Below are 16,957 nucleotides of genomic sequence, written 5' to 3' on the forward strand. Positions count from 1 at the left end.
AACTGAATCGAAATGATTCAGTTTTTTCTTAATATATTTACAACTGCAGTTGTTTCGTCATTTTCTTTATAGACACGCGGAATTCTTCTATCTAGCATACATGTAACTTCATAGTTTATTGTACCTAACATATCCGCTATTTCTTCTACTGCGATATTTTCTTCACCTTGTTTACCGTAGAATACTACTTCGTCTCCTACTTGTACTGGCATCGCTTTTGAAACATCCAACATTAACTGATCCATACAAACACGGCCAATAACAGGTACTCGAACCCCGTTAATTAACGCATAGCCTTTATTAGATAATTGACGATTATAACCATCAGCATAACCAATTGGTACAGTCGCAATCCATTCTTCACCAGTTGTTACATACGTATTCCCATAACTTACACCACGATTCTTCTTCGCATGTTTAATATGAGCTACTTTTGATTTTAACGACAACGCAGGCTGTAAAGAAACGACTGAATGATCCACTTCTTTTGACGGATACATACCGTACACGCCTATTCCAACGCGTACCATATTTTGAAATGTGTTACTTAATTCCATTGATCCCGCACTATTTGAACTATGAATATATGGTATTTGAATTCCTAATTCTTTCGCTGTATTAACAGCCTTTTCAAATAAACTTGTTTGCATATTCGTATATGATTTATCGATTTCATCTGCCGTAGAGTAATGCGTAAATATCCCTACTACCTCTACATACTCCATACGGTTTAATTCTTCTAAAAATGGTTTAACTTCTTCTTCTTGTAAACCGATACGACTCATTCCTGTATCAATTTTCACTTGAATTTGTACTTTCTTTTGAAGACGGTTTGCAATTTCATTTATACCATGTAAATCTTCTACTCTATAAACAGTCATCATAACGTCATATTGAATTACATCTTCTACAGCCGCTACTGGTGTGTATCCTAAAATTAAAATCGGCACAGTAATTCCTGCTTCTCTTAATTCTATTGCTTCATCTACAAATGCAACTGCAAGTTGATGTATCCCAGCTTCAATTGCAGCTTTGGCAACTTCAACTGCCCCATGGCCATACCCATTCGCTTTTACAGCAGCCATCATCTTAATTTCTTCATCATTTACATGTTTTTTAAATTCTTTTACATTATGTTTTACAGCATTTAAGTCAATTTCTACAATTGTATCTCTTCCATATTTCAAACTCATTGGTCTAACTCCTAACTCAATAATTGCATTCCATTCTATTTCACGTTTCATATGACCTTTTACAATATAATACTTTTCATTATGCTAGTCAAACTACTAGAATTTTCGGAATTTTGAGTATGATATAATATCCTCAAGAAACTATTATATACGGAGACGAGGAGAATTACAATGTTTGTTCAATCTGCATTGCATCAACTAAAAGTTGCTATTGATACTTCTATTTATATGCTTAACCAATATAGTGAAAACGATTTAAAAATACAACCGATTCACTCAAAACGATCATTATTTGAAATGTGTGCACATCTTTCTCTTATTTGTCATGCTGATTTACTCATTTTAAATGGTATTTCAGAAAAAGAATTACATACCTTTTATATAGAACATACGCCCGTAACAGTTGCTCACATGCAACAAACGATGATTGAAGGATACAACCTTCTCTCTAAAACATTTCTTTCCTACTCCCAAATAGAATTAGCAGAAGTTATGACTGCCTATTGGGGTATTTCTTATTCGCGCTTTGAATGGTTACTTGAAATCGTTGCACACTTTTATCATCATCGTGGACAAATTCATATTTTATTATGCGAGCATATGAAAGATCCTCGCATTCCTTTATTTGAGTGATTTTCCACTCATTCATTAATTATAAATAGAGAAGCTACAAAACCAATAAAAAGTATCATTCCTAATAAAATAAATGTTTGAGCATAACCGCCTATTTTCATAAGATAAATAGAAATGATAGGTCCTATACTAGTACCTAAAAATAAAATAAAAGTATAAATAGATACTGCTATTCCCCTTGCTTTCCCTCCTAATTGACCTACAAGAGAAACTAAAGACGGAACGGATATAGCAATACCTATTACAAAACAGACACTCATCATTACAAGTAGAGATAGATACGAAACAAAGCCCATTGAACTTAGACTAAAAATAGCAATCAACAATCCTCCTTGAAGAACTTTCCTTACTTCAAACCTCTTTGTTAAACGACCTGCAAGTGGTGACAGCAACATACCAAACAGCCCTGCTAAGCGAAAATAAAGGATTTGTTCTGCAGTTAAATTGTAAGTAGGAGAGCTCAAATAATTCCCTAAAACAGTATACATATTAACAAAAGCCATTATTAAAACAGGATTTTTCACACTGACTAACTATTAGTTTTAAATAATGCGCAACTTCTTTAACGCATAAGAAATTCCGCCTTCACTCGCCTTCGTTGTAAGGAAATCAGCCCTTCTCTTCAACTCCTCTCCACCATTTCCCATCGCAACTCCTAATCCTACATACTGCAACATTTCAATATCATTTCCACCATCGCCAAAGGCAATGGCTTCTGATTTACTAATATTTAAATGTTCCAATACTTTTTGAATTGCAGTTAGCTTCGATACTTTACTATCTTCCAATACATTTATAACGTAACCATGAAAACGCTCAAACGTAAGTGCTGGATATCTTTCAATGAATTTTTGAGCTTCTGTGTCATCAGCATACAGACATATGCAATACATTTCATCTGATAAGTTTCTAACTTTGTCAGGATACTGCTCTAAATTTAAAGTTTCATTTAACGCTCGCATGACACGTTCATCTTTGGAAGCAATATTATTCATTGCAAATTCTTCTGTAAAGTAAGAAACACTGTGACCATGTAATTCAGCAAAATTTGAAATATCATGAACGATTTCGCTTGAAAGTACTGATTTATGTATAACTTCTTTCCCACATTTTATATGTGCACCATTTGCTGAAATAAACGTATTTATACCTAGTTCCTTAAATTGTGAGCATAAACTATATGGTCTTCCAGTTGTAACAACTACGTGAATTCCTTTATCTATTAATCTTTGTACCGCTTCTTTTGTACTTTCGTGCATGCTTCTATCAATCTCACTTAATAACGTACCGTCAACATCGAAAAATACAACTTTGTACATAAGTCTTTACATCCCGTCCAAATGATTCGTATCATTAATGAAATGCACCGTTTTTTGTTCACCCTCAATTTCAATTAAACTTATTCCCGTATCTCCCATTTTGAAATAGTAGTCCATTGAAATTGGCATTTTGAAAAATGCACGTAATAGACTATTAATTACGCCTCCATGGGCAACAATTGCAATTCGGTCATATGTATTCTCTGTCAAGATTTTAGAAAAGATTCCTTCTATTCTCATTCGAAACTCAATAAACGATTCCCCGTTTTCAAAACGATCATGAAGAAACTTTGGCTCTGGATATTTCTTTGCTTCTTCAAATGATAAGCCTGCTTGCACTCCATTATTAAACTCCATTAATTCCTCTTCTAATTGAATTGGACAACCAATTGCTTCTGCTAATGTTTCACCCGTTTCACGAGCGCGTTTTAATGTGCTTGCCCAAATGAAATCTGGTGAAAAATCTTTTTTCACTTTCTGTACAAGTCTTTGTACTTGTTGTCTCCCTTTGTCAGTTAACTCAAAATCAGCTCGACCTTCATGCACATGTAAAATATCAGCTTCTGATTCTCCGTGGCGTATTAGTAGTATTTGCATGTTCCTCTCTCCCTTTATTTAACATTCATAAAATTCCATTATATCACATTTTAAGATTCCAAAATAAAAAAGGAACGGTCTCCCGTCCCTTATCCATTCACTTTTTCCGCATCATTCCAATAATATTTACTAAACGCTTCTGTTAACACATCAATTGTGTTATATAATTCATCTAACGTATTATCAACACCACCAACTTCAATTAACATCGCATTTTTCGATAAATCTTGGTTATAAACGCCATTTCCATCTTTTTTATACTTTGGAAAAATCCCTCTACTTAATCCGTAATAGTTTTCATCTAAATAACTATTGATCGCTCTTGCAATTTTTTCATTTTCAGCACGGCCTTCATTTTCCATCCCAATTATAAAATATAATCTTGCATACGATTTTCCGTTAATTACTTTTGTTGTTACTTTCTTACGCTGATCGTCACGGTGTATATCAATCGGAAACGCAATTTTATTATTTTGTGCTAATGCTTCTTTTACATATTCATGAGACGCTTTATATGACTGATACCATACCCACTTTTTACTCGCTAATAAATCACCCATATTCGTTTTATCATGAACTACCGGAATTCCTTGTCCTTCAAGTTGCTCTTTCATACGTTTCCCTAGTAAAGACACATTTACATCTGGGCTAGATGGATCAGTTGCCCCTGGTAATAATGGAAAGAAGGATTCCCAGCTATGTGTATGATAAATATATACTGCACTTTCACCTTTTTTCGCTCCGTTCTTTTTCTGAACCGGATTATTCTTTTCCGCTTCTGTAACTTTATCTTTTGCTATTTCCCGTTCTTTCGTTACTTCTTCAATCGGTACACTAGATTCATTTGGGATATTCGTCAAGTTTGTCCCTTCCCCAGCTACGATAATATTAGAATAATACTTTGACATACCAGGTACTTCTTTACCGACGAATGTTCTTAAATCTTTAATTTTCAAATCTGTCGCGATAGAGAACATTAAATTCCCAACTGACTCTCTTTTATTCTTCTTAAAATAATCAAATCCGTAATAGCGATTCTCACTTTCTATCATTTGAACAAAACCTTGCATCGATACTTTTCCAAACCATTGATTTGCATAATTCGATTTCATTGTATGTAAAAATGACGTCAAAATCGACGCTATTATAATTACTATTAGCGCATATAAAAGGAGTAACGAAATCAGCTTCTTCCCATGTATTCGAATTGCATACTTTTTCACTGCATCACCTTCTTTATACATGGATATGTACAAGCTTTTCAGAATATACACACAAAAAAAGAGAAATGGTATACCATTTCTCTTCCTCACTTTTATTGTTCTTTTCCTGTATCATTTGAAAGTAGTTTCTTCGCTTGTTTTTCTTTAAATATTTCTCCAATTGCCCCAAGAGTACCAAGTGTTTCAATTGCATTAGACGGAATAAAGACTTTATTTGCTGGTCCTTTTGCAACTTCAGCTAATGATTCAAATGATTTGTAAGCAAGTATACGCTCATCCAAATTCGCTTCACGAAGCAATTCAATACGATTTTGTTCTGCTTTTGCAATTTCTTCAATTGCTCGTGCTTCCCCTTGTGCTTCTAATTCTTTTGCTTCTTTTATACCTTCAGCTTCGCGAATACGTGCTTCTTTATCCCCTTCAGCCATCAAGATTTTACTTTGCTTTTCTCCTTCAGCGCGAAGGACTTTATCTTGTTTTGCTGCTTCAGCTTCTAAAATAATCGCACGTTTATTACGCTCAGCCTTCATTTGTTTTTCCATTGATGCTTGCACATCTTTTGGCGGGTTAATATCAACAACTTCGACACGTTCAATACGTACGCCCCATTTTTCTGTTGCTTCATCAAGCGCTAAGCGGATTTCTGTTGAAATTTTTTCACGACCAGATAACGTTTCATCCAGTTCCATTTTACCGATGATTTGACGCATCGTTGCTGAAGTAATATTACGAACACCATATTCATAGTTTGAAATACCATATGTCGCAAGTTCTGGTTCAACAATTTGATAGAAAATAATTGTATCAATTTCTACTTGAACATTATCTTTCGTAATTACCTTTTGCGGTGGTACATTCGTTTGTTGAATGCGTAAGTCATGATATACACGAACACGATCTACAATTGGTATTAAAATATTTAACCCTGGGTGCATTATACGTTGAAACTTACCAAATCTTTCAACAACCCCAACTTTTTGCTGAGGAATAATTTTAATTGTTAATGCGATAAATGTAACTACAATTAGTGCGAATATAATCGTTAACGTTAATGCTACCATATTTATTCACTCTCCTTTTTCACTTGTAATATAGTACTATGCCTCTTTATAACAACGACTTTTTCTCCAGCATCAATTGAAGAATCTGCAATAGCTGTCCAAGTATCTCCATCCACCTTCACAATACCATTCGCTTCATTTGTAATCGCTTGCATAACAAGCCCTCTTTTACCAACAAGCATATCTACTGTATCAGTAAAACCTTTTGCTTCTCGAAAGTTTTTTGAAATTCTTTTCGTAAAGAATGTCAAAGTTAAACTTACAATTGCACCAACAGTAACTTGTAACAGTAGTGCATCAGGAGCAAACAAAGCAATAAGACCTCCGACAACAGCTCCAATTCCAAGCCAAAGCATGTAAAATGTAATCGACAACATTTCCGCGATAAATAAAATACCAGCTATTATAAACCAAATTACCCAAGCATCCATATGCAACCCTCACTTTCTTTCTCATTTTCTATATGTATATGAAGAAAAGAATGGTTTATCCGCCCTTTCTTACACTTGGGCGTTTGCTACAAGCTATTGTACATATTCACTGTTACAATGATCATTAATATAATACTATATCAATATATTCTTCATTATACATGAAAATCCCTTTCAAAAAGTGACAAAAAATTAAATTCTTTTAAAATTTTAATTTTTAAATTATAATTATTCAAATTACTAAATACTATTTTTTATAGAGGTGATATTCTTATTGAGAAACCTGTCACTAATCTACTATTTAGGTTCCAAAATATGCATTACTCTCGCTGACATCGTATATGTAATGATTATTACAACTCATATTTATATAGCAACTAAATCAGCTACTATTACTGCTCTTTTTCCATTATTACAAGTTATCACAAATCTAATTGCTAACATCTCTGCACCACTTATAATAAATCGTTTTCCATCTTATACGTTGTTATATACGCTCCAATGGCTGAAAACAGTCTTTTTACTATTATTAATGATTTTGTTCCCGGTCTTATCCACAAACATTATAGCTCTATTAACTTTTATTTTTGTCATTTCATTATGTAGTGGGTGGAGTGCTCCATTATTATACGGTATTCTTCCGCGCCTTACACCGAAAGAAAAATTAGTAAAAGTAAATAGTATCTTTTCCTTTTCAACACAAATTGTGCAAGCCGTTGCTTATTCATTTACGAGTATTGTCGTTCTTCTCATTGGCGCTACTTCTACACTCATGATTAATAACATTTTAATGATTTTCGGATGCATTGCATTACATTTTTCATTACGTTCCATACATACTGAAAGAATAGCAGATTCTCCCTCTTCCAAAAGTACTGTTTTATTGGAAGGTTGGAAACTCCTATTTCAAAATCCTTCTCTCCGTACCGTTACATATATGGACTTAATCGAAACTTTCGCAGGGACAATATGGATTGGCGCTATTACGATGGCATACGTTACGACTATCCTTCATAAGGGCGAAGAATGGTGGGGGTATATTAATACAAGTTATTATGTTGGCACGTTAATCGGTGGTCTATTAGCCTGGAAAATGAGTTCCTATATTCAAAACAATTTAATACGATCTATGTCGATTGGCTCTCTTATATTTAGCATTCTTACATTTTTATATGGTATGACAAGCAGCGGATTTATTGCGCTTTTTCTATGTGTTCTAATGGGACCCTGTTATCAAATTAGAGATATTTCCCAAACGACTGTTTTACAATCAAGTGTCGCCCCTTCTTTATTATCAAAAATGTATACAGCACATGGCGCACTTCTTTCAACAGCCTCTGGACTATCTATGCTTATCATTGGCATTATTACTGATATGTTCGGTGTTCGTACAATTTATATCATCGCTTCTATTCTTATTTTATGTTCCGCTTGTTTATCTTTTAGTTTATTAAAATATCATAAGACAGAGCAGAACGATATTTCAATTTAATCACTAAAACAAAGAGGACAGGGATTCCTGTCCTCTTCGTTTATTCTATTTATGATAAGTTGGGGATTTTTCTATGCTTTGTCGCTTGTTCAAAAGCATAAGCTAATTTAATTAATATCCCTTCACTAAAGGCAGTGCTTGCAATGGTAATTCCAAAAGGCCTCCCGCTTTCCATATACCCTGCCGGTATTGCTATAGACGGATAACCCGCTTTCGCACATATAGTAGAACCTATATAGGAAGGAAACAGTATCGCATCAAGATTATATTTTTCCAATGCAAAATCAATGCCTTGTTCTTGAGAAAAATATATATCTTCTAATCTCGCATTTAAATATTCTGGATTTCGTAACGTATTAGGAAAATCTTTTCTTCCCTCTAACTTAGTTTGTCCATATTTTAAAGCTCTTTCTGCTATGTTTTTATTAAACTCCATTAACTCCGAAATAGAATGTACCGGGATAGTAGAAGGTAATTTAGAAAGATAGTTATCTAAACTATGCTTCAGCTCATAAAGCGGAACTCCCCAGCTCCATTCTCTATGAAAAGAAGGAATATCAATATTTTCTACTACTGTCGCTCCTTCATTACGTAATACTTGGATCGTTTCCTTAAACAAGATTTCATCATACTCACCATTTTCGTAATAATCTTTTGGTGCATCGTTAAACACACCAATCTTCGCTCCATTTAAACCATTTGCATCAAGGTAAGATGTATAATCCCGATATGCCCTACCGTCACTTTTGTGAGTAACTACATCTTTCTCATCCACTCCAGTTAAACTTCCTAGCAAAATAGCAGCATCGGTTACCGTTCTAGCAAATGGTCCAGCTGTATCTTGCGAATAAGTAAATGGAATAATTCCTCTACGACTAATTAAACCGACAGTCGGTTTAATACCTACTACAGAATTTTGAACAGCGGGGCTCACAATAGAAGCATCGGTTTCTGTCCCAACAGATACTACTGTAAAGTTAGCAGCAACTGCTATTGCAGATCCTGTACTAGATCCGCCAACAAACATATGATCCTTGCCAGCTCCATATGGATTGATTGTTTGACCACCTCTTGCACTATATCCAGCCCACATGTCAAAAGACATTGCATTTGCTAATTCTGTCATATTCGTTTTTCCTATTATCACTGCCCCTGCTTCTCGCAGTTTAGTAACGAGAAATGCATCTTCACTGCTTATATTTTGTTCTAGAGCTATTGTACCTGCACTTGTATGCATGAAGTCATTCGTTTCAATATTATCCTTAAGCAAAACAGGTATTCCATGCAATGGTCCCCTTACGCCGTTTATCTTTCTTTCATAATCTAACGCTTCTGCAATAAAAATAGCATCTGGATTGATTTCTAAAATTGAATTAATTTTCGGCCCGTCTTGATCATACTTTGCGATTCTATAGAGATAATACATCACTAGCTCTTTTGAAGTTAGCTTTCCAGATTCCATTTCATTTTGAATATCTTGAATTGTTAATTCCTTTTTTAAGATTGGATTAAACTGAATTTCCATTTATATTCTCCCTTATATGAACTTTTTTTAGCATATACCCCTTACTTTTTCAATTTTTCATCTCAACACATCCTAAATTAATATCCCTTTAAAGAAATTCAATATCCTTATTTAAACACCTTTAATTTCCCGAAAAATAAAAAAAGTCTGAAACGGATTAGCCTTCGCTTCAGACTCTTACATTACTGTGCGTATACTTCATCTAATAAATGTAAAAACTCACCTTGTTTTCCAGCTAATTCAGGGCATTTTGCAATATCAACCCATTCGTAGCAAAATACTAATCCTTTATCTTCCTCACCAGCACTTACAATATGTTCCCAAGTATCCTTTACATCTGTTAGTAAAGTTACATGGAAAAAGTGGCGTTTTTCATACTCCTGTTTTTCTTTCATATGTATAATGTAATCTGCTAAAAAACGCTCTATGCATAAATGACGCAATCCGGATTCTTCCTGTACTTCACGCAATATAGCAGCTTCTAACGTTTCACCTTCATCAACCGTTCCCCCTGGCACTTGAATACCAGCTTCATGTATATCACGATGTTTAAAAACAAGTAATTGCATAACCCCCTCTTGTTCTCTTGTAATATATGCATGTACTTTTTTCTTATATAACATCGTCATTGTACGTCTCTCCCCTCAATTGTTCACTCTGTTACTTCTTCAAGTGTCAGTTGATTATCATACAAATATGTAGCTTGTGGATTTCCCACATACCTTACGTGCCATGGTTCATACCGATAGCCCGTAATCGTTTCTTTCGCTTTTGTGTATCGAACCACAAAACCAAATTTATGGGCATTTTCAGAAAGCCACTGACCTTCTTTCGTTTCCCCAAAAACTGTCTCTAACTGAAATTTAGCAGATTGAGACGTAATATCCATAGCTAGTCCAGTTTGATGCTCACTTGTGCCAGGAACCGCGCTAGACATTGCTGTTTTTGCTTCCCCGTCTTGTTTTTTATACATCGTATTTAATGCTTTTTGTCGATCAAAAGATCTAAATCCAGAAACTGCAAAAAGAAAAATACGCTCGTTGTCAGCCTGCTGAAACATATCCTCAAGCGCCCTCGCTGCCTCTTTTCTCATCTTTTTCTTTTCTTGATCCCCTTCACTAGAGTAGCGCACTTTCGGAATAACTAAATCTGGCGGTCTATACCCATCTGGTAAACGCCTACTTTTATTTACAAGTACAAGCATTGAATTCGGATTATTAATTACCGCAATATCCCCATCCATATTAGCAATCGTTTCTTTCGCTTTCGGAAATATGCTATTTACACTTACTTCCCGCGCCTGCTTATCCTTATACATTTTATAATTGATTCCTGCTACTCCAATAATAATTATTGCAGCTACAATACCAAGTAGTGCCCATCTTTTTTTCATATAACGACCTCTTATTTTAATAATTTGGCCATTTCATACTCATCGATGCCCTTTCCATCGATAATAAGAGCAGCTTTTTTGACACCTTCTTTCTCAAATCCAGCTTTTTTATATAGTGCCTGAGCTCTTGTATTGTGGGCCATTACTGTTAATTCTAAACGCCATACATCATGTAATTTTGCCCACTTCTCAACCTCTTTAAACAATCTCGTCCCAATACCTCGCCCGTTATACTCTTGTAAAATACCAATTACAATGGTTGCCACATGCCTCTTTCTTTGAATGTTATTTCCATTCACTAATATAAAACCTACTATCCTCTCATCTTCAACTGCTACAAATATTGTTGCATATTCATTTTCTATAAAGCGATGGATCATTTTTTCTTGTTGCTCAGCTGTAGTTTTTCTTTCTCCTGGTTCATATAACATAAACTTCGTTTCTTCATCTAATTGCTTACTTAATTGCAAAAATGATGATGCATCTTCTATTTCGATCTCCCTAATCACTTCAATCACCCTACCAGTTTCATCATAAAAAGTTTTCCTTATAAAAAGATTTTCTCTACTTTCCTGAAAATCCCTTTGTAAATCTCCTGCTATAAATTGACAAATTTCGATATTACTATAACAACGACAAATTATGTCTATTCTGTGACGTCTCATCATTACAAAGAAAAAACGCAAGCATTACACTTACGTTTTTTCAAAAATACTGTGAATTCCTCCTCATCAGGTGAGGTCTCTCACCAATTTAAATTTCACTTTATCCATTCACTTTTTCTGCCTGCCAAAAATATTCACCAAATGCTTTAGCAAGTGCATCAATTGATCGATTCAATTCTTCCTCTGTATTATCTACACCGCCAACTTCTATTAATATCGCTTGTCCTGATAGGTCTTGATTATAGATTCCATTTCCTGTCTGGAACCCTTTTTGAATGACCCCACGGCTCACTCCTGGATATTTCTTATTAATCGCCTCATATAAAGCTGTCGCTAATTGTAAGTTTTTTTCATAGTTTTTATTTCCTTTCCCTACTACAAATGCAAGCTTTGCATATGATTTATCTCCAATTGTTTTTGTCGTTACATTCTTTCGGGCACTATCACGATGCAAATCAAAAAAGTATTGAAGATCTTTATTTCCAGCCATAGCTTGCTGCACAATTTCTCGTGACATTTTATACGAACTATTACTGTTTAAACCTTTACTTATTAACTTTTGACCAACATCACTCTTATCGTTAGTAGCTCCAATCCCTTCACCTTCTAGTTGTTCACGGAAACGATCTCCTAATATAGAAATATTCGACACAGAACTCGTTGCTTTATTCGGATTCGGGTCATTCGTTAAGTTAAGTAAAGGTAAATAAGATTCCCAGCTATGTGTATGATAAATAAACGCAACTTGTCTCTTCCCAGTCGTTTGGGACGGCTGTTTTTTCTCTTTATTCGTATCTTGTTTAGGTGCTTGTCCAGTTCCACTAGTCCGTTCCTTCACTACTTCTTCAAGAGGAACACTCGACTCTATCGGTAAGTTAGAATAATTTGTACCCTCACCCGCAATTACAATTTCTGTATCGTACTTACCAAATCCCGGGAGCTCTTTCCCGACAAAACTGCGTACATCATTAAAGCGAATATTTGTAGCCATAGAAAAGAGAAAAGAAGAAATTGAAAAATCTTGATTCAAATTTCGATACTCCTGTGTAAAATAATGATTCTCTTTTCCAAGTACATACATGTAACCATTCATCGATAACTCATTTAACCAATTATATAAATACGTTGACTTTGTCTCTTTCATAGAGGTTACCATCAGACTAATAAGAAAAAAAGTCGCTAGCACTGTAGTAATAACAAATAAAACTAACTTACGCATATTTGTAAACTTCATAAAAAAAAAGCCCCGATTCATACTATCACCTCTCTATTTCAAGTTATGTACAAGCCCTAGAGAATAGACCGTTAAAATTTCGGCTATATTGTTAATGAGGTGAAATGAATTGAAGCTATTAATAGGAATATTACCAATCGCTCTATCATTCATTTTTTATTTGTCCGCTAAGCAACCAAAAATCTCTATTGTGCTACATATTTCTGCGTACTTGGCACTATATGCACTTGGTACAATTATTTCCATTAATATATACGATGTTTTAATACAAGATTTAGTTTTCATGACGAGCATTCATGGAATTTTACTGAATCCATTTTTCCTTATTGCAGGAGCGTATATAGGAACATACACTTTGTACCTACTTTTGTCTCACATTATTATGAAAATAAAAAATGGAGCGTAATGAAATGCAACCACCATTTATCTGTCATACATGCAAAAAAAGAATTGTGAGAAAGAAAGACCTTATTACAGCCACATGGTACTTCCGCTTTTATTTATTCCACAGTGATTGTTTTAAACGACAGCAAGTGTTCGTCTCACGATTTCTCCCTGTGAATACACTTTTCAATTTCTTTCTTATTATATATGGACTTATTTTTGGCAGTATTCTTATGATTACAGAACCATCTATTATTTGGCTGACTTTCTTTTTTCCTATTTTTTATCGGTTTCTTTCTTATTATTATGTTGAACGTTTTTTCTCTACATAACGCGCAGACTGACCTCTCGGAATACTTAAACATTCCCACTCATTTTCTTTTAACATCTTCCCAATGTAAATAATCTGACCAATATGCAATGCATAATGAGAAATTTGCCTTTCAATTGCTTGCATGACAGTATGTGCTTCACCGCGAATGTATACCGTCTTCAATAAGTGTTCCGGCGTTAAAGTATTCATCGTATTAAAAACATATTTCCATCCTTCTTGCCAAGCTATAAGGGTTTCTTCTTTTGAATGATAGCATCCTTCAAATTCACCATCTCGATTACGATCTGTTTTTTCACCATCAGACGTTAAAAAATCCGTCCATCTAGAACGCATATTACCGTGCAGATGCTTAATAATAATCGCTATACTATTTGTTTCTTCATGAGAAGACCATTGTATTTGTTCATATGATAATTGAGAAAGTGCCCGTTCCCCTTGTTTCTTTGTTGCTTTAAAGTTCGAAATCGCACATTGCAAATATTCTCGTCCGATATCCATATTAGCCCCTACCTTCACCCTAGCTAATTTTTGTTCCATTTGGCAATTCCATATTAGGCTGAAGTAACACAACATCATCAGCTTCAGGAACACCACCAAGCACAAGCACTTCTGATTTGAATCCAGCTACACGCTTTGGTGGAAAGTTTACAACAGCAACGATTTGTTGACCGATTAAATCTTCTGGAATATACCTTTTCGTAATTTGAGCACTTGACTGCTTTATCCCGATTTCTCCAAAATCTATTGCTAGTTTAATCGCTGGTACTCTCGCTTCTTTAAATTCCTCTGCATGTATTACAGTTCCAATTCTCAAATCCAAATTTAAAAAATCTTCAAAATTAGCCATTTATCATTCCCCCCAATTATTACTTAGACAAAATACAAAAATCCCCTTCAAAAAAAGAAAGGTGCCTAAGCACCTTTCTTTTGTAATTCACTTGATTCATTTGATTTATAGAAGAAGAAACCGAGAATCCCGCCAATACATGATGGAATTAACCATCCGATTCCTTCGTTATATAACGGTAACATTTGTAGTACATTAGAAATCGCGTCAATTTTAATTTTCGCACTTTCTAAACCGTTAAAGAAACTAATTAACAATGCACCTAAAATAGCTCCAATATAAATTGTATTACGCTTCCCAATCCACTTATGGAAATACGAAAGTACGATTAATACAATTGCAACTGGATAAATGATCATTAACACAGGTAATGTTACTGCGATTAATTGTGTTAAACCTAGGTTAGATACAATTAAACTAAATACACATACCATTGTTACAATCGTTTTATGCGAAAGTTTTGGGAATAAGTTTGTAAAGAAACCTGCACACGCAGATGTTAACCCAACAGAAGTTGTTAAACAAGCGAGTATAATAACAAGCCCTAATAAAATTTTACCACTCGTCCCATATAGCTCATTTACAACATTCGTTAAAATAAGGCCACCGTTTTCTGAGATACCAAGTGATGTACTTGTTGAACCAAGATAAGCAAGTGATAAATAAATTAACGTTAAACCAAGTACAGCAATAATACCTGATACTACTGTTATTTTTGCAATTTGACTACTCTCTTTTATCCCTTTAGAGCGGATAACTTGTACAACGACAATTCCGAATACAAGCGCGCTAATTGCATCCATCGTTAAATATCCTTGAATAAATCCACCAAAGAAAGCATTTTCTTTGTAAGCAGCTAACGGCGCAGCTGGCTCTCCAATTGGATCAATAATTGCCTTTCCGACAATAACAGCGACAATTAATACTAATAATGGTGTAAGAAACTTTCCGAACCAATCCACTAATTTAGATGGATTTAATGATAAATACCACGTTATTCCGAAGAAAACTATCGTGAAAAGAAATAGCATGTACCACTCTGAAACCATTGCCTCTGATAAAAACGGCTTCATACCCATTTCAAACGAAACAGCTCCAGTACGAGGAATCGCGAAAAATGGTCCAATTGCTAAATAACTAATCAATGGGAAAATAAACGCAAATATAGGGTGGACTCTAGAAGATAGCGCTTTCAAGTCCCCCTCTACAAACGCGACAGCTGTTACAGCTAGTAGGGGTAATCCGACTCCCGTTACAAGGAATCCTATTGTAGCAATCCAAACATTCTCTCCTGCTTGTTGACCTAAAACTGGCGGAAAAATTAAATTTCCTGCTCCTAAAAATAATGCAAATAGCATTAAACCAATTGCTACCGTATCACCTGGCCTTAAACGTCCCTTCATGCTCTTCATTTGCATAGCACTTTTTCATTGTTTATCTCTATATTTTACAATATGCTATGCATCCTCCTCTCTGCTCAAGATGATAAAATATGCCCCTTACAAAGCAGTGTCTTTCTCCATAATTTCTCCATTCCCCTTATTTTTACTCTAATCATTAATACAATTATTATTTTGAATTTTGATTTTTTTGAATTTTCAAATCATTAGAGTGTTATTACGTGGAGTGTAGATGTCAGACCTCTTTGTTTTTATCACACATATAGTAACATATTTAGTTGCAAAATAAAAACATATTTTCAAATTGATTTTTTTGAAAATCGAAATTATCTACATTTTTTATTCTCTTACACAAATATTGTTACAATCTCACCTATTATTCAATTGTTATTTTCAAATAACTTTATACACGTAACATACAAAAGCCATCTAATAATATAATTAGATGGCTTTTGTATGTTACTCTATCGTTTCAACTTCACGTGGATTTTTCATCTCTTCCACATACACAACTCTAAATCCGTGATCTTCTAAATCTTTCAATAATGTCTCTAATTCACCGTCGTTAAACTCTTCTCCTAATGTAAACATAATTCTACGAACTAATAAGGCATCATTATCAAAAGTCATCAAACTTTGAATACCAGTGTATTTCTTTAAAACTGTCGATAATTTTTGGATTGCTCCATTATAGTCTTGCGTTCCAATCATGACAGAGTATTTACTAGAGTGAACGCCCCATGCATCCTCTAATAACTCAAAAACTTTTTTATGCGTTAAAATTCCAAGGAAAACCCCTTTTTCATCAACTACTGATAAATAAGGCAATTTTTTTATTGTAAAAAATACTTTAAAGAAAGATGAATCTTCTCTCACAAATCCTTCTTTATCGTTTAATAATTGTATTACACTCTCATCAAGTGATCCTTTATATTCTAAAATATCTACTTTATATATATTCCCTAAAAATTTCTCTTTTTTTTCATCTAAAACTGGTACACAACGATACCCCGTTTTATTTAAATGCTCTAACGCTTCCCCAATCGTAATCGAACTTGAGCACAGTAAAACTTCCCTTTTCGGCACGTAATTCCCTTTAATCCTCATAAAAAGCCTCCTTATGTTAAAATACTTTCTGTGCCATAACTATATTATATTTTCAGAAAAAAATAAATGATTTATTTTATTTTTCTGAAAATTATTCATTTTCTTGTCATAATTTATTC

The 16,957-nt window shown here is 34.3% G+C and carries 19 protein-coding genes and 1 pseudogene; 4 read left to right on the top strand and 16 right to left on the bottom strand.

Features of this window, described 5'->3' with window-relative positions:
• Positions 1-17 precede the first annotated feature (17 nt).
• A complete protein-coding gene (gene alr / locus HMAS_RS14085) occupies positions 18-1,193 on the bottom strand; it encodes an alanine racemase (protein ID WP_002182683.1) in 1,176 nt (391 codons plus the stop codon).
• Positions 1,194-1,364: 171 nt separating this feature from the next.
• Between alr and HMAS_RS14090 the strand changes: the two genes are divergently transcribed.
• Positions 1,365-1,826 carry a DinB family protein gene (locus tag HMAS_RS14090; RefSeq protein WP_000498002.1) on the top strand — a complete coding sequence of 154 codons (462 nt, stop codon included), beginning with the start codon at positions 1,365-1,367 and terminating at the stop codon, positions 1,824-1,826.
• 8 nt (positions 1,827-1,834) lie between these two features.
• Here the strand turns inward: HMAS_RS14090 and HMAS_RS14095 are convergent.
• The 6 genes and pseudogenes from HMAS_RS14095 to HMAS_RS14120 all read right to left on the bottom strand — a co-directional run.
• Positions 1,835-2,338 (bottom strand): annotated as a pseudogene (locus HMAS_RS14095) (MFS transporter); the annotation flags it as partial.
• A gap of 30 nt (positions 2,339-2,368) precedes the next feature.
• The gene (locus tag HMAS_RS14100) at positions 2,369-3,145 is read right to left on the bottom strand and encodes a Cof-type HAD-IIB family hydrolase (RefSeq protein WP_000278974.1); all 777 of its coding nucleotides are present in this window, start codon (positions 3,143-3,145) and stop codon (positions 2,369-2,371) included.
• A 6-nt stretch (positions 3,146-3,151) separates the two neighbouring features.
• Positions 3,152-3,742, bottom strand: a complete 591-nt coding sequence (locus tag HMAS_RS14105) for a histidine phosphatase family protein (RefSeq protein WP_001166439.1) — start codon at positions 3,740-3,742, stop codon at positions 3,152-3,154.
• Positions 3,743-3,831: 89 nt separating this feature from the next.
• A complete protein-coding gene (spoIIP, locus tag HMAS_RS14110) occupies positions 3,832-5,037 on the bottom strand; it encodes a stage II sporulation protein P (protein ID WP_308808350.1) in 1,206 nt (401 codons plus the stop codon).
• A gap of 20 nt (positions 5,038-5,057) precedes the next feature.
• Positions 5,058-6,026, bottom strand: a complete 969-nt coding sequence (locus tag HMAS_RS14115) for an SPFH domain-containing protein (RefSeq protein ID WP_000226251.1) — start codon at positions 6,024-6,026, stop codon at positions 5,058-5,060.
• A 2-nt stretch (positions 6,027-6,028) separates the two neighbouring features.
• The gene (locus HMAS_RS14120; RefSeq protein WP_116344883.1) at positions 6,029-6,457 is read right to left on the bottom strand and encodes an NfeD family protein; all 429 of its coding nucleotides are present in this window, start codon (positions 6,455-6,457) and stop codon (positions 6,029-6,031) included.
• 274 nt (positions 6,458-6,731) lie between these two features.
• On the opposite strand from HMAS_RS14120, the gene HMAS_RS14125 reads away from it, so the two are divergent.
• Positions 6,732-7,949, top strand: a complete 1,218-nt coding sequence (locus HMAS_RS14125) for an MFS transporter (RefSeq protein WP_001245229.1) — start codon at positions 6,732-6,734, stop codon at positions 7,947-7,949.
• Between the two features lie 49 nt (positions 7,950-7,998).
• Here the strand turns inward: HMAS_RS14125 and HMAS_RS14130 are convergent, their stop codons facing one another.
• The 5 genes from HMAS_RS14130 to spoIIP (HMAS_RS14150) all read right to left on the bottom strand — a co-directional run bounded on the left by HMAS_RS14130 (position 7,999) and on the right by spoIIP (HMAS_RS14150) (position 12,787).
• Complete coding sequence (locus HMAS_RS14130) at positions 7,999-9,474, bottom strand: amidase family protein (protein WP_116344884.1); 1,476 nt, start codon at positions 9,472-9,474, stop codon at positions 7,999-8,001.
• A 182-nt stretch (positions 9,475-9,656) separates the two neighbouring features.
• The gene (locus HMAS_RS14135; RefSeq protein ID WP_000178293.1) at positions 9,657-10,103 is read right to left on the bottom strand and encodes an NUDIX hydrolase; all 447 of its coding nucleotides are present in this window, start codon (positions 10,101-10,103) and stop codon (positions 9,657-9,659) included.
• Between the two features lie 23 nt (positions 10,104-10,126).
• On the bottom strand, positions 10,127-10,867 hold the full coding sequence (locus HMAS_RS14140) for a M15 family metallopeptidase (protein ID WP_000747647.1): 741 nt from the start codon (positions 10,865-10,867) through the stop codon (positions 10,127-10,129).
• 11 nt (positions 10,868-10,878) lie between these two features.
• Positions 10,879-11,376 (bottom strand): GNAT family N-acetyltransferase, encoded by a 498-nt coding sequence (locus HMAS_RS14145; protein WP_000617576.1) that lies wholly within the window; start codon positions 11,374-11,376, stop codon positions 10,879-10,881.
• 256 nt (positions 11,377-11,632) lie between these two features.
• Positions 11,633-12,787 (bottom strand): stage II sporulation protein P, encoded by a 1,155-nt coding sequence (gene spoIIP, locus HMAS_RS14150; protein WP_116344885.1) that lies wholly within the window; start codon positions 12,785-12,787, stop codon positions 11,633-11,635.
• A gap of 88 nt (positions 12,788-12,875) precedes the next feature.
• On the opposite strand from spoIIP (HMAS_RS14150), the gene HMAS_RS14155 reads away from it, so the two are divergent.
• Positions 12,876-13,172 carry a hypothetical protein gene (locus HMAS_RS14155; RefSeq protein ID WP_048535520.1) on the top strand — a complete coding sequence of 99 codons (297 nt, stop codon included), beginning with the start codon at positions 12,876-12,878 and terminating at the stop codon, positions 13,170-13,172.
• 4 nt (positions 13,173-13,176) lie between these two features.
• Positions 13,177-13,482 carry a hypothetical protein gene (locus HMAS_RS14160; RefSeq protein ID WP_041183981.1) on the top strand — a complete coding sequence of 102 codons (306 nt, stop codon included), beginning with the start codon at positions 13,177-13,179 and terminating at the stop codon, positions 13,480-13,482.
• On the opposite strand, the gene HMAS_RS14165 is transcribed toward HMAS_RS14160, so the two are convergent.
• From HMAS_RS14165 to cbpA, 4 genes are all read right to left on the bottom strand, one after another.
• Positions 13,455-14,021, bottom strand: a complete 567-nt coding sequence (locus tag HMAS_RS14165; protein WP_000435830.1) for a DUF1572 domain-containing protein — start codon at positions 14,019-14,021, stop codon at positions 13,455-13,457. The genes HMAS_RS14160 and HMAS_RS14165 overlap by 28 nt on opposite strands.
• Positions 14,002-14,331, bottom strand: a complete 330-nt coding sequence (csaA, locus tag HMAS_RS14170; RefSeq protein ID WP_001263013.1) for a chaperone CsaA — start codon at positions 14,329-14,331, stop codon at positions 14,002-14,004. The genes HMAS_RS14165 and csaA overlap by 20 nt, the downstream gene beginning before the upstream one ends.
• A 65-nt stretch (positions 14,332-14,396) precedes the next feature.
• Positions 14,397-15,734, bottom strand: coding sequence for a branched-chain amino acid transport system II carrier protein BrnQ4 (gene brnQ4 / locus HMAS_RS14175; RefSeq protein WP_011110049.1), 1,338 nt, complete (start codon positions 15,732-15,734; stop codon positions 14,397-14,399).
• Positions 15,735-16,190: 456 nt separating this feature from the next.
• Positions 16,191-16,838 (bottom strand): cyclic di-AMP binding protein CbpA, encoded by a 648-nt coding sequence (gene cbpA / locus HMAS_RS14180; protein ID WP_001220526.1) that lies wholly within the window; start codon positions 16,836-16,838, stop codon positions 16,191-16,193.
• Positions 16,839-16,957 lie beyond the last annotated feature (119 nt).

Origin of the sequence: Bacillus sp. HMA207 (assembly GCF_003402455.1) — a bacterium.
GTDB classification, from domain to species: domain Bacteria; phylum Bacillota; class Bacilli; order Bacillales; family Bacillaceae_G; genus Bacillus_A; species Bacillus_A cereus.